At 63.0% G+C, this 15,955-nt stretch carries 1 protein-coding gene (running past one end of the window); it reads right to left on the reverse strand.

What is annotated here, in order from left to right:
- On the reverse strand, window positions 1–15,955 hold the 3' portion of the coding sequence (locus tag JOE33_RS01305; protein WP_209924022.1) for a non-ribosomal peptide synthetase. It continues 1,826 nt past the right edge of the window; only the last 15,955 of its 17,781 coding nucleotides appear in the window; the start codon falls outside the window, past its right edge; the stop codon is at window positions 1–3.

Here is a 15,955-nt window from a genome sequence, read left to right on the forward strand (position 1 = left end):
TCATTGCGTCTCCCCCACACCCACTGCCAATCCGTCGTACCACCAGGCCGCGAGACTGTAGACGTCTGGAGCTTTCAGGACGCTGAAGTGGTTGCCAGGCCCCTGCCAGAGCGAAAGTTGCGGCAGCAAATGCTGCCACTGACTTGCACACGCGGCATGTTCTAGTTGATTGTCCAGCGCATCCAGTTGCGGGTCATTCACCAGTACCAGGCTTGCCCTGCCGCTGTAGCCTCCCGGCTCAGGTCGATAGACCGTGCGCAAGGCGCTGGCAAACGTGCGGACAATCCCTTGCAGGGCCTGTGCCGCCAGACGTGGAGGCAATAACCCGGCACGCACCATGGCCTGCTGAAGCAGATGCATTTGCGTGACCGTATCGCTGGCGGCAAATGCCAGCGGATCGAGCTCAAAACTTTTTCCGCTGGACAACTGCAGCGCCTCGATCAGGCGTTCCAGTACGGCGGTGGCGGTATAAGGCTTGCTGCTCAAGCCATCGCCGCCGGGCGCTTCGCTATCGATCAAGGTTAACGAGACAACCTCGCGGCCACGGGCCTGAAGCCGGACCGCCATGGCGTGCGCCGCCCAGCCCCCGAACGAATGCCCGACCAGATGTAAAGGACCGTGCGGATACAGCGCTTCAATAGCCTGCACATGGCTCTGCGCTGCCGCTTCCACGCGGCTGTGCGGAACACTGCGACCGTCCAGGCCGCGCGGTTGCAGACCGTGGATCGGCCAGTCCGGACCCAGTGCCTCGGCCAGGCCGATGAAGCTGGTGACGCTGTCACCGGCACCCGGTACGCAAAACACTGGCGCATGCCCGTCCCGCCCGCTCTGGATGGCCAGCAGTGACTGATGAACCGGTGCTGGCGGTGGCGTGGCAGGCACGCTGTGCAAAGCCTGAACGATGCTCACACCGAGCACGGCCACGTGCGGTGCCTGCATCATCGTCATGTGGTCACCCGGGACATCGACGCACAGCAGTTGATCTCTGGAGAGAATCTCACCCCAGCCGAGGGTCGAACTGCTTCCGATTGGCGCCATTGGACGCTGTTCGGCGCGGAACAGATGAATCGGCAGGTTAAGCGGTTCCAACTGGTAATGTGCCAGGGCCTGACCATGCGCGACTTCCCGGTCCAGGTAATGGTGCAATTGCTGATCGCTCGCCAGCGCCAGTTCCTCGTACAACAGGCCTTCGTCACGGCACAGTTGCAACAGCGTCGCGAAGTCCGGCAGCGGCGCTTGCTCGCTCAATGAGGTCAGACGGGCCAACCTGGCAGCGCCCTCACCCGCCTGGGCTTGCCAGTGCGCAGTGCAATGCGAGAGCAATTGCCGCTCAAGCAAGTCAGGTCCCTGCCAGCGTGCCTTGCCCTGATCCGTCAGGCGTGGCACATAGCTGTCGATCAGGCCGAGGAATGTCACGGCCTCGTCCATGCCCAGCAGTTGGGTGGCCACCTCATAAGCCAGAACCCCGCCGAACGACCAGCCGGCCAACCGATACGGGCCACGCGGCTGGACCTGCCGAATGCGCTCGATCATCCGCGCAGCCAGGCACTCCATGGTGCGCAATTGCTGCTGCCCAAGGCCAATGCCTGGCAAGCCGTAAATCGGAAAGTCACCCTGCAGATGTTGCCCTAGCACTGGGAAATAAGCGTCCAGCCCTGTGAAATCGTGAAGCAGAAACAAGGGTGACTCGCTGCCGCCGGCGCGCACCGTGATCACCTCGCGAGCCTCGTCCGGCGATCCTGGACGCTGATCGAGCAACCCGGCCAGCGCTGCGACGCTGGGGTGCTGGAACAGCTCGGCCAGCGTCAGTGACACGCCTGCCTTTTGCAGCAGGCTGACCAGACGAATGGCCGACAGCGAATGGCCGCCCAGTTCGAAGAAGCTGTCGTGCCTGCCGATTTTTCCGACCTCGAGAACCTCGGCCCACAAGTCTGCCAAACGCTCTTCCAGCGCCGTTGAAGGCGCCTGGTAGGCGAGGTTCGCCAGTGCGGCCAGGTCCGGCGCAGGCAACGCCTTGCGGTCGACCTTGCCATTCTGGGTCAATGGCAGCGCATCAAGGCCTACAAACACCGCAGGCACCATGTATTCCGGGAGCAGTCCCAACAGGTGCGCACGCAAGGCGGCACTGTCGAGCGACGCATCGCGTCGGGTGAAGTAGCCCACCAGACGCAACGAGCCATCGTCCAGACGCTGGGTGGTCACCACCGCTTCGCCGACACCCGGGCATTGCGCCAGGTGTTGTTCGATCTCGCCCGGCTCGATGCGCACGCCACGGATCTTCACCTGATCATCGTTGCGGCCCAGGTATTCAAGCGTCCCGTCGGACAGCCAGCGCACCAGATCGCCGGAGCGATACATACGGGCACCAGGGCTGTCGCTGAACGGATCGTCAAGGAAACGTTCTGCGGTCAGGTCCGCACGGTTCAGGTAGCCGCGAGCCACGCCTGCGCCGCCGATATACAACTCGCCGGGCACTCCGAGTGGCACGGGCTGACCCCGCGAATCCAGTACATACAGTCGGGCATGGGTAACCGGCTTGCCGATGTGCAGCACCTTGCCTGGCTGCATCCGGCCGGAGCTGGCCACCACCGTGGTCTCTGTCGGGCCGTAGTTGTTGACCACGGCGAAACCCGGATCACGGTTGAAATGGCGCAAGCGATCACCACCAATCAACAGGGTCTGCAGCGTCGGATGGTGCAGTTCACGGCTGAAGGCGTATTCGGCCACCGGGGTCGGCAGGAACGCCACCTGCAGCGGCTGGGCCAGCCACCAGTCGAGCAGCACGTCGAGCTGTTCGTTGCCAATCTCCGCAGGCGGCAGGTGCAACACCGCGCCAGCACACAGCGCAGGCCAGACTTCCCAGGCCATGGCGTCGAAACCAAACCCTGCAACGCTGGCGGTGTGACTGCCGGCACGCAGATTGAACGCTTCACAGTGCCAATCCACCAGATTGTTCAGCGTGCGGTGCTCGACCATCACGCCCTTGGGCAGCCCGGTGGACCCCGAGGTGTAAATCACATAAGCCAGATGCTGCGTGGTCATTTCCGGCACGTTTGGGTTGTCCGCGTGCTGCGGCCAGTCCCGGCGGTCAAGCGCGATCACCGGCACCTGCAGTTCGGGCAGACGTGTCAGCAGGTCGAATTGCGCCAACACCACCACGGGTTCACTGTTCTCCAGCAGGTAGCTGATGCGTTCATCCGGGTGTGCCGGATCGACCGGTACGTAGCTCGCCCCGGCTTTCAGCACTGCCAGCAGGCCAGCCAGCGTTTCCAGCCCGCGTCGCGCGACGACCGCCACCCGGTCGTCCGGACGTACGCCCAGTCCGATCAGGTGATGGGCCAGTGCGTTGGCACGGGCATTCAACTCGCCGTAGCTCAAATGCTGGTCGCCCGCCTGTGCGGCCATGGCGTCCGGTTGCTCAAACGCCTGCTGTTCGATACGCCGATGAACGGGCAGCGGGCACTCTGCGGTGAGGCGATCGGCATTGAAGCTGTCGAGCAGCTCAGTTCGCTCGGCACCGGGCAGAATATTCAGTGCTTGAATCGGTTCCGAAGGTGCCTGCTCAAGGGTGTTGACCAGCCCTTCCACGGCGCAGGAGAGATACGCGCAAATACGTCGGGCATCGATGCCTGTCGAGGTCAGCGCCGTTAGGTCGAATGCCTCGCCCAGATCATCGACGCTGAGCGTCAATGGGTAGCTGCTGCGCTCGCCGCTGTGCAACAGCTCGATGCCCTGCCAGGCTTTCCCGGCAGCCTCGTTTGCTGCACCGGGCGCGGAGCTGTGGCGGTAATTCAGCAGCGCACTGAACAACGGTGCGCCCGCAGGCAAGGCGCTGCAGCGCTGAGCGAGTGCCAGAGAAGCGTGTTCGTGGGCAAGCAATCCTGTCAGGCGCCGGTGGGTCTGGGACAGCGCATCGCGTGCAGTCTGATCGGCCAGGTCGATGCGCAGCGGCAAGGTGTTGATGAACACCCCGAGTGTGCGTTCGGCGCCCTCGCTGCCGTTCAAGCGACCCAGCAGTACGGTGCCGAACACCACGCTGTCTCGTCCGGACAATCGGCCCAGTACCTGAGCCCAGGCCAGGTGCATCAGGCTGGCGGGGCTGACACCCAGCTGCCGCACCTGATGGCGTAACCGTCTGCTCAGGTCTGCGTCCAGACGCAGTCGAGCCTCGCCTGCCACCTCCGGCCCTGGCAACCAGGTCTGGGCGTAGGCCAGGGTCGGCTCATCCAGATCGCCCAACTGCTCGCGGAAGAACGTTTCATGCGCGTCGTCACCCGCACCCAGCAAGGTCTGCGCGATGTAGTTGCGGTAAGGCACTGGCTCAGGCAGTTGCGCTGCCTGATCAAGCAGTATCGCCTGCAATTCCTGGCTCAACAGGTCCAGCGCAACGTGGTCCATGATCAGGTGATGGAACAGCAGGACCGCGACGATCCGCCCGTTTTCCGGGTCATCGGCGTGAACCAGACGCAGCAGCGGTGCACGCACAAGTGCCAGCGGTTCGGGATCATCCAGCGCCGCCAGCGGTACCTCGACCACCGGCAGATCGGCATGCCGCCAGACCACTTGGACCGGCGTTTCCAGGCCTTCCCAGCACAGTGAAGTGCGCAAAACGTCGTTACGGGCGATGACCTGCTGCAGCGCCTGGCTGAAAGCCTCCAGCCGCGAGCGGTCGGCAAAGGCAAAGCGTGCCTGCAAGCGATAGGGATCATCCTCAGCGGCGGACAGGTAGTGATAGAAAATACCTGCCTGCAGAGGCCCCAGTGGGTAGATGTCCTGAATATTGCACACACCGCCGGTAACGCTGGCGACAACGCGATCGATCCCTGCCTGGTCCAGTTTCACCAGCGGCAACAGGTCCGGAGTGATTGAAGTGCAATCCGCACCGATCAGGTTGGCCGGAATCTTCACCTGAGCGCCGCTGCCAATGGAGCGCGCCAGAGCGGCCAGGGTCGGCTGGGCAAACAACACGCGAATATCGGCATCCAGGCCACGGCGACGCATGCGAGCGATCAGGGTAACGGCGAGCAGCGAATGGCCGCCGAGTTCGAAGAAGTGATCGTTGCGCCCTACTTGCTCGACTTGCAGCAAGTCGCTCCAGATGTCGGCAAGGGCCATTTCCAGCTCGCCTTGCGGCGGCTCGTATTCACGTCCTGGCAGGGCGTCGCGATCCGGCACCGGCAAGGCACGTCGATCGACCTTGCCATTGGCGGTCAACGGCCAGGCATCAAGGCGCACGAACGCACTCGGCACCATGTAGCCCGGCAGTCGGTCCAGCATGTCGGCACGCAGCCTGGCGATATCAAGCGCCGAGCGCGGGCCTTGTTCGATGAAGTAGGCCACCAGACGTGACTGTCCAGGTTCGTCTTCACGCGCCACAACCAGCGATTCCTCGATACCCGGCAACGAGGTCAGTTGCGCCTCGATTTCGCCCAGTTCGATGCGCATACCGCGGATTTTCACCTGATCGTCGTTACGCCCCAGATAGTCCAGCGTGCCATCGGCATTCCAGCGTGCCAGATCGCCGGTGCGGTACATGCGCGCCTGCGGGTTCTCGCAGAAAGGGTCACTGAGGAAGCGTTCGGCAGTGAGTTGCGGCTGGTTCAGATAACCCCGTGCCACGCCTTCACCGCCGATGTACAACTCGCCGGCAACACCGGTCGGCACCAGTTGCTGCTGCTCATCCAGCAGGTACACGCGGGTGTTGGCGATCGGCTTGCCGATGTCGAGGCTGTCGTCAGGCAAAAGACGGCCGGAGGTGGCGACCACCGTGGTTTCGGTCGGACCATAGTTGTTGATCACGGCAAAACCCGGCTCGCGGTGGAACTGCCGCAGGCGATCGCCCCCGATCAGCAGCGTGTGCAGCGTCGGGTGATACAGCTCGCGGCTGAATGCATATTCGGCCACCGGTGTCGGCAGAAACGCCACGTGCAGCGGCTGCGTGAGCCACCAGTCGAGCAGCAGGTCGAGCTGTTCGTTACTGATCTCGGCTGGCGGGATGTGCAGCGTCGCCCCCGCACACAGGGCGGGCCAGATTTCCCAGGCCATCGCGTCAAAGCCGAAGCCGGCCACAGTGGCCGTATGACTGCCGGCGTGCAGAGCGAACGCCTGGCAATGCCAATGGACGAGATTGGCCAGCGTGCGGTGTTCGACCATCACGCCTTTCGGTTGGCCGGTCGAGCCGGAGGTGTAAATCACATACGCCAGATCGCCAGGCGTCTGGCCCGACACCAGCGGATTTGCCGGTTGCTCAGGCCATTGAGGTCGATCGAGCGCGAGCAGCGGCACCGTCAGTGCAGGCAGGCGCGCCATGAACGCCTGTTCAGCAAGCACCACCACCGGCGTGCTGTCGGTCAACAGATAGTTTATGCGCTCATCGGGGTGCGCCGGATCCACCGGCACATAGCAGGCACCGGACTTGAGCACGGCCAGCAGGCTCACCAGCGTGTCCAGCCCACGGCGCGCGACGACCGCGACACGATCATCCGGGCGCACGCCCAGGCTGATCAGATGATGGGCAAGGCTGTTGGCCTGACGGTTCATCTGCGCGTAGCTCAGTGACTGCTCGCCGACCTTGGCGGCGACGGCTTCGGGCATGCCTTCGGCGCGTGCTTCTATCAGCGCATGAATGGTCTGACCGTGCGGCAGGCTCACCGCGCTGGCGTTGAGGCTTTCGAGCAGATACTCGCGCTCCTGCAGGCCCACCAGCGGAATATCCGCGAGCAGCGCCTGCTGGTTATTCACCAGCGCGCGCAGCAACTGTTCGAAATAACCGCAATAGCGCTGCACCGTCGCCTCATCGAACAGCGCAGTGGCGTAATCCAGCGTACCGAACAAGGCATCACCCTGTTCGCCGAGGTTGAGCGACAGATCAAACTTGGAGACCTGACTCTGCTGCTCGACCGTTGCCAGCGACAGACCGTCCATCTCCGGTAACGTAGTTTCCCCGGCCAGCCAGTTGAGCGTCGTCTGGAACAACGGGCCGTGGGCCAGGCTGCGTGTCGGGCGGACGATTTCCACCACCTGCTCGAACGGCAGGTCCTGGTGATCCTGAGCCTCCAGTACCCGAGTCCTGACCTGCGCCAGCAACGCGTCACCGGTGGGTGCCGATGCCGTGTCGATGCGTATGGCCAGCGTATTGACGAACAAACCGATCAGCCCTTCCAACTCGGCGCGACCACGGCCCGCGATCGGGCTGCCGACCACCACCTCGGCCTGACCGGAAAGACGCGTCAGCAGTGCGCCCCACGCAGTCAGCAAGGTCATGTACAGGGTGACGCCTTGCCGCTGCGCCAGCGCGCGCAGTCCGGCGGTCAGTTGACCATCCAGTCGCACGTTGAGACTTGCACCGGCAAAATCCTGCTGCGCCGGACGCGGCCGGTCGGCAGGCAGTGTCAGCAGTGTCGGTGCGCCTTCCAGCGTCTGCCGCCAATAGGCAGCCTGGTGTTGCAGACGCTCGCCGCTCATCCAGCCCTGCTGCCAGACCGCATAGTCGGCGTATTGAATGCTCAGCGCTGGCAGTGGATCGGCCTCGCCGCTTCGTAGCGCCGGGTACAGCGCAAGCAATTCGCGGGTCAGGACCCCCATCGACCAACCGTCGGAGACGATGTGGTGCACGGTCAGCAACAACACGTGCCGCTCGTTTTCCACCTGCAGCAGGCAGCCGCGGATCAGCGGGCCACGCGTCAGATCGAACGCTGCGGTGGCTTCTGCTGCAACGCGTTCGGCCAGGGTTTGCGGGTTTTGACGCAGGTCTTCGATGTGCAGGAACGACATGGCCGTGGGCGGTGTGAACACGACTTCAGCACCCTCCTCGCGGGCGATGAAGCGGCTGCGCAAGGTTTCATGGCGCTCGACGATCCGCGCTAGCGCGGCTGTCAACGCAGGCACATCCAGCGTTCCTCGCAGACTGAGGGCCAGCGGGATGTTGTAGGCCTGATTGCCGCCCTCCATTTGTGCCAGAAACCACAAGCGCTGCTGGGCGAACGACAGCGGTAACGACTGATCACGCGGCGCAGGCAGGATCAGTGACAGTTCACTGCGTCCAGCACCGGCCAGCGCACTGGCAACGGCTGCCAGCTCGCCCAGTGCAAAGAGTTCGCCCAATGGCAACTCCATGCCCATCTGCTGACGCACCTGCGACACCATGCGCATGGCCAGCAGGGAATGCCCGCCCAGATCGAAAAAGTGATCGTGACGACCGACACGCTCGAGCTGCAGCACTTCAGCCCAGATCTGCGCCAGAGCGATTTCAATCTCGCCCTGCGGTGGCTCATAGGCCAGCCCCAACAGCGACGAGTGATCCGGTTTGGGCAGCGCACGGCTGTCCAGCTTGCCGTTGGCCGTCAACGGCAAAGCGGTCAGCTCGACAAAGGCCCCGGGCACCATGTATTCCGGCAGGTTGGCCTGCAGGTGAGCACGCATGTGCTCCGGTGCAGGTGCCTCGGCGTCGAGTCGGCTGGTGAAATAGGCGACCAGACGCACATGGCCCGACTCATCCTCGCGCGCCAGAACTACAGCTTCCCTGATGCCCGGCAACTGGTGCAGGCAATTGACGATCTCGCCCAGTTCGATACGGAAACCGCGTATTTTGACTTGATCGTCGTTGCGGCCCAGACACTCCAGCTGGCCGTCCTCCAGCCAGCGGCCCAGATCGCCGGTGCGGTACATCATCGCGCCGGGCTGATCGCTGAACGGGTCGGCAATGAACTTCTCTGCAGTCAGGTCCGGGCGATTCAGATACCCCAGCGCCACACCGTCGCCGCCAATATAAAGCTCGCCAATCGCCCCCAACGGCGTCAGGTGCTGATGAGCATCGAGTACATAGACCGTCGTGTTACCGATAGGTGTGCCGATCGGTACCGACTCGGCGTGATCGGCCAGTGCTCGCGCATCACTGGCCGTGGCGAAGGTGGTCGTTTCAGTAGGGCCATACACGTTCAACAGGTGCAGGCCCGGAGCCTGGGCAAGCAGCGTGCGGAAGCTTGCCGTATCGGCGCGCTCACCGCCGGAAAGCAACAGCCGAAGGCCGCTGAGTGCCTCGGGAATCAGTTGCACGTACTGATTGAACAGCGCGCTGGTCAAAAACAGCACGCTGACATTGCCGTGACGCAGGGCTGCGCTGAAACGCATCGGGTCGATCAGCGTGGTGTGCTCGATCACCAACAACTGCCCGCCGTTGAGCAGGGCACCCCAGACTTCCATGGTGCTGGCATCGAACGCCGGGTTGGAAGCAAAGGCGATGCGGTCCTGCTCGTTGAAGTCGGCATAACCGTTGTTCAACACCAGCCTGGCAATGCCGCGATGGGCAACGCGTACGCCTTTCGGGGCGCCCGTCGAACCGGAGGTATACATGACGTAAGCCGCTGTGTCGGACGCCTGTGGCAGGCCCGGGTCGTGCGCAGGCTGGTCATCAAGGTTCAACTGGTCCAGATCGATGCGCTGCACTGTCGAGCCAATCGAGGTGGCGCTCTGTGTCAGCACGCATTTCGCCTGGCAATCATCGAGCATGTAATGCTGGCGTTCGGCAGGCGCGTTGACGTCCAGCGGCACATAGGTCGCTGCACATTTGCCGACCGCCAACTGGCTGATCAGCAGTTCCAGTGAGCGCGGCAGCAGAATCGCCACGTGCTCGTTCGGTCGCACACCTTGTCCCAGCAGGTAGTGAGCCAAGTGGTTGGCGCGTTCGTTCAACTCGCCATACGTGAGTGAGCGACGGCCATGCACGGCCGCCACGGCATGCGGGTGAAGTGCGGCGCGGCGCTCGAACAGCCGGTGCGCGGGCTGCCCGCGTGGGTAGTCACGGCGGGTATCGTTGAACGAGACCAACAGACGCTCGCGTTCTGCCTCCGGCACCACCGACGAGCCAATCAGGGCTGCTGCCGACTGCTGCTCCAGGGCCTGCACCAGATGGACAAGGGCTTGTTGCACGTAGGCGCAAATTCGTTGCGGATCAATACCCGGCGCAGCCTGGGCTGTCAGGCTGAAAGCATCGCCGAAGTCATCGATACTCAAGGTCAGCGGGTAGTTGCTGCGCTCCTCTGCGTGTACAACCTCAATCCCTTGCCATGCGGTGTTGTTCGCTTGGTCATCGACCTCAGGCACAGCGCTGTGGCGGTAATTGAGCAGCGTATTGAACAGTGGCGCGCCAGCCGGCAAGGCACTGCAGCGCTGGGTCAGAGCCAACTGAGCGTGCTCGTGGGCGAGCATCCCGACCAGACGACCATGCAGGTCAAGCACTGCACTGCGCGCGCAATGCCCATTCAGGTCCATGCGCAATGGCAAGGTATTGATGAACACACCCAAGGCGCGTTCGCCCCCTTCACCGCCGCGCAACCGTCCAAGCAGCACGGTGCCGAATACCACGCTGTCACGCCCGGACAACTGCCCCAGTACCTTCGCCCAGGCCAGGTGCATCAACGTGGCTGCGCTGACACTCAACTGCCTTGCCTGATCGCGGATCTGTCGGCACAGGTCGCTGTTCAGCGTGAGTCGGGCCTCGCCGGGAATCTGATCTGCGGATGCCAGTGCCAGGCCGTAAGGCAAGGTCGGCTCATCGATATCGCCCAACTGCTCGCGGAAGAACGCTTCATGGGCTTCATCGCCAGGCCCCTGCACAACGTGGGCGATGTAGTTTCGGTAAGGCACGGGCGCTGCGAGCTGAGCTTCGTTGTCCAGCAGTATGGCCTGCAACTCATGACTCAATACATCAAGGGCGATGTGGTCCATGATCACATGGTGATAGCGCAGCACCGCTGCGATCCTCTTATTGGCCGGATCTTGGGCATAGACCAGCTGCAGCAGCGGCGCCTGAGTCAGGTCCACGCGTGGCGCATTGAACAGGTCCTGCAAGGCGACCTCTTCAACCCGCAGCGGCGCCTGACGCCAGACCACCTGCACCGGCGCTTGCAAACCTTCCCAGAACAACCCGGTGCGCAGAATATCGTTGCGCTCGATCACTCTCTGCAAGGCATGGCAAAAAGCGTTGAGACGCGAGGCGTCGGCGAAGGCGAACTGCGGCTGCAACAGATAAGGATCACTGTCCCCGGCTGTCAGGTGGTGATAAAGAATGCCGGTCTGCAACGGGCCCAGCGGATAGATATCCTGCACATTCGCAGCACCGCCCGGCACCCGCGCCACGATACGATCAATGGCGGGCTGATCCAGCGCTACCAGAGGCAGCAATTCGGGAGTGATGTGCTGGCAGTACGCATCGATCAGGTTGGCCGGCACATTGATTTCAGTGTCGCGGCCGACGGCTTCGGCCAGCGCCGCCAGCGTTGGCTGGACAAACAGAACGCGAATGTCCGCCCGCATGTCCAGACGACGCATACGCGCAATCAGAGTCACGGCCAGCAACGAGTGGCCGCCCAGTTCAAAGAAATTATCCTGACGACCGACCTGCTCCACATGCAGCAGCTCGGCCCACAGGCTGGCCAGGGCGATTTCGGTCGCACCTTGCGGCGCTTCATAGGCCCGGCTGGCGATGCTGTCGCGATCCGGTGCCGGCAGGCTCTTGCGGTCCAGTTTGCCGTTCGCCGTCACCGGCAGGCTGGCCAGCCGTACATAGGCCGCAGGCACCATGTATTCGGGCAGCAGTCCCGACAGCCAGGCACGCAACTGTTCGATATCCAGCCCGGGGTTATCTCCCGCCGAGGTGTAATAGCCAACCAGTCGCTTGTCACCTGGCACATCCTCGCGTGCCACTACCACAGCGTCGAGAACATCTGGGTGATCATTCAGGCGAGCCGCGATCTCACCCAGTTCGATACGGAAACCGCGAATCTTGACCTGTTCGTCGTTACGGCCCATGTATTCCAGACTGCCGTCGGCCATCCAGCGGCCCAGGTCACCGGTACGGTACATCCGCGCATCCGCTGCGTGGCTGAACGGGTTGTCGAGGAACCGTTCGGCCGTCAGTGCTTCACGGTTCAGGTAGCCGCGTGCTACGCCGGCGCCGCCGACATACAGCTCGCCGACCACACCCACCGGCACCGGTTCGCCGCGGGCATCGAGGACATACAGCTGCAAGTCGGGAATGCGCCTGCCGATCGGACTGGCGCCGAGACGCTGGGCATCTTCGGGCTGCAACGGGTAATAGGTCACATGCACCGTGGTTTCAGTGATGCCATACATGTTCACCAGTTGTGTGCCGGCATTCACGTTGCGGGCATACCACGGCTTGAGTATCACTGTGTCCAGCGCTTCACCGCCGAAAATCACCTTGCGCAACGAATGCGCCTGCCCGTTCTCGCCCTGTGCAGCAATCAGTTGACGGAACGCACTCGGCGTCTGGTTGAGCACCGTCACTCCGGCACTGCATACCAGGTTGTAGAAGTCTTCGGGGGAGCGGCTGACCAGTTGCGGCACGATCACCAAATGCCCGCCGTGCAGCAACGCGCCCCAGATTTCCCAGACCGAAAAGTCGAAGGCAAACGAATGGAACAGCGCCCAGACATCCTGCTGGTTGAAACCGAACCATTCTTCGGTGGCCGAGAACAGCCGCGCAACGTTGCGGTGTTCGATCATCACGCCTTTAGGCTTGCCGGTGGAACCCGAGGTGTAGATCACATAGGCCAGGTTGCCGGGTTTCACCGGCACCTGCGGATTGCAGACGGATTCGTCCTGCAAGTCGTCATCGAGACTGATCACCGGCACTTTCGAGACCGGCAAGGTGCCCTGCACTGACCGCTGACTCAACAACGCCACCGGTGCGCTGTCGTCGAGGGTATAAGCCAGACGTTCAAGAGGATAAGCCGGGTCCAGCGGCACGTAGGCGGCACCGGCCTTGAGAATCCCCAGCAGGCCGGCGATCATCTGCAGGCCGCGAGGCGTGCAGATGGCGACACGGTCGTCCGCACCGATGCCCATGCCAATCAGGCGATGTGCGATCCTGTTGGCCTGGGCGTTGAGTGTCGCGTAGCTCCACGACTCCTCTTCATAGCTCACGGCAATCGCATCCGGCGTGCGCTGCGCTTGCGCTTCGAACTGACTGTGCAGCGTCTGCTCTTGCGGATAAACCGCATCGGGTGCATTGAAACCGTCGGTCAACTGCCGACGCTCGGCCTCCGACAACAGCGGAATGTGGCTCACCACCGTCTGGCTGTCAGCAACCATGGCACGCAGGATCGCCTTCAGGTAACCCAGATGGCGTTCGATGGTGCTGTGGTCAAACAGCGCTGTGGCATATTCCACGATGCAGCGGAAATGATCGGGGCCATCGCTGACGCTCAACGCCAGGTCGAATTTCGCAAACGCGGCCTGTTCATCCAACGGCTCAAGCTGCATATCGCCCAGTTGCAGTTCCAGCCCCTGGCTGCCGTCCCAGGTCAGTGATGCCTGGAATAAAGGGCTGTGCGCCAGGCTGCGCGGCGGCCGCAGGCGCTCCACCACTTGTTCGAAAGGCAGGTCCTGATGGTCCTGCGCTTCCACCACGCGGGCCTTGATGCGCTCCAGCAGCGTCACGACGTCCGGCTCGCCCGACGTATCGACCCGCACGGCCAGGGTATTGACGAACAGCCCGATCAAACCTTCGATTTCAGCACGACGGCGGTTGGCAACCGGCATGCCGACGACCACCTCGTCCTGTCCGGACAACCGCGCCAGCAATACCGCCCATGCGCCCATGAACAGCATGAACGGTGTCACCGACTGCGCCTGGCAGAAGGCTCTGATGTCGGTGCTCAGACGCGGATCGAGATCCAGCGCAACGCTGGCCCCGGTGTAGTCCTGATGCGCAGGACGTGGTCGGTCAGTGGGCAAGGTCAGCAATACCGGCGCCCCGGTCAGGGTCTGCTGCCAGTAATCGGCCTGATGGCTCAATCGTTCATCGTCCAGCCAGTTGCGTTGCCACACGGCGTAATCGCCATATTGCAGCGCCAGCGCGGGCAGTGGATCCTCCTGCCCTTGACTGAACGCCTGGTAGAGCGCGGTCAGTTCGCGGGTCAGCACGCCCAGCGACCAGCCGTCGGCAACGATGTGATGCACGGTCAGCAGCAATACGTGACGGTTTTCAGCCAGACACAGCAAACGGCCGCGAATCGGCAGTTCATGCTGCAAGTCGAAGGGCTGAGCCGCCTCTTCCCTGATCACTGCCTGCAGTGCTTGCGGATCCTGATCACGTAAATCCTGCCAGCAGATGCGCGGCACTTCAGTCACAGACGCTGCCTGTACCCAGGCGTTGTCGTCTTCCTGGCTGAAGCGGCTGCGCAGGCTGTCGTGGCGGGCCACGATCCGCTCCAGTGCACGGGTCAAGGCACGGCTGTCCAGCGGACCGCTCAGTTTCAGGCCCAACGAGATGTTGTAGGCGCTGTTGGCATCTTCCATTTGCGCCATGAACCAGATGCGCTGCTGAGCGGAAGACAAGGGTACCGGGCCGTTGCGTGGCTGTACGTCGATGGCCGGCAACTGACTGCGCGCCGCAGCGCTCAGGCAGTGTGCGACCGCGATCAGCGAACTGTCGGCGAAAAGGTCGCCAAGAACCAGCTCCAGTGACAGGCGCTGACGCACCTGAGAAACCATGCGCATGGCCAGCAACGAGTGACCGCCCAGCTCAAAGAAACGGTCATGACGCCCTACTCGCTCGACCTGCAGCAATTCGCTCCAGATCAGCGCCAGTGCGGTTTCCAGATCGCCTTGCGGTGCCTGGTATTCGCCGGTCGACAGCGCGGTGCGGTCGGGTACCGGCAATGCACGGCGGTCGACCTTGCCATTGGCCGTCAGTGGCCAGCTGTCCAGGCGCACCAAGGCGCCGGGCACCATATAACCCGGCAGACGGGCCAGCAGCGCGGTACGCAATTGCTCCACGCTGCTGGCGGCAGCGCCTGCCCGCTCGGTGAAGTAGCCCACCAGCCGTGGTTGCCCCGGTTCGTCTTCACGAGCCAGTACCAGAGCTTCCTCGATACCCGGCAATTGGCTGAACTGGTTTTCGATTTCTCCCAGCTCGATGCGCACCCCGCGAATTTTCACCTGATCGTCGTTACGACCCAGGTATTCCAGGGTGCCATCGGCATTCCAGCGCGCCAGATCCCCGGTGCGGTACATGCGCGCCCGGGGTTGCGCGGCGAACGGGTCATGCACAAAACGCTCTGCCGTCAGTTGCGGCTGATTCAGGTAACCACGGGCCACACTGTCGCCGCCGATATACAGTTCGCCCGGCACCCCGAGCGGAACCAGCTGTTGCCGCTCATCAAGCAGGTAAATCGAGGTGTTGGCGATCGGTTTACCGATGTCCAGGCTGCCATTGGCTAATAAGCGGCCGGAGGTGGCAACCACCGTGGTTTCGGTGGGGCCATAGTTGTTGATCACCGCAAAACCCGGATCGCGATGGAACTGGCGTAGCCGGTCACCACCGATCAGCAGTGTGTGCAGGGTTGGATGACGCAGATCGCGGCTAAAGGCGTATTCGGCCACCGGTGTCGGTAGAAAAGCGACCTGCAATGGCTGGGCGATCCACCAGTCGAGCAGCGCATCGAGCTGCTCATTGCCGATCTCGGCCGGTGGCAGGTGCAGCGTCGCCCCGGCGCACAAGGCCGGCCAGACTTCCCAGGCCATGGCGTCGAAACCGAAGCCCGCGACACTGGCGGTATGACTGCCCGCGTGCAGGTCGAAAGCCTCTCGGTGCCAGTCGATCAGATTGTTCAGCGTGCGGTGTTCGACCATCACGCCCTTGGGCTGGCCGGTCGAGCCCGAGGTGTAGATCACGTAGGCGAGATGGGTCGAATCGAGCGCGTCGATGTGAGGATTGTCTTGCTGCTCCGGCCAGTTGGCCAGATCCAGTTCGATCAGCGGTGTGTTCAAGCCCGGCAAGCCCAACCCTTGCAGGCGTGCGACGAATTCCGGTTGAGTCAACACGGCAACCGGGGCGCTGTCGCCCAGCAGATAGGCAATGCGCTCGTCCGGGTGTGCCGGATCGACCGGTACGTAGCCCGCACCGGCCTTGAGCACCGCCAGCAAGCCG

The sequence above is a fragment of the Pseudomonas sp. PvP027 genome, assembly GCF_017833005.1.
GTDB classification, from domain to species: domain Bacteria; phylum Pseudomonadota; class Gammaproteobacteria; order Pseudomonadales; family Pseudomonadaceae; genus Aquipseudomonas; species Aquipseudomonas congelans.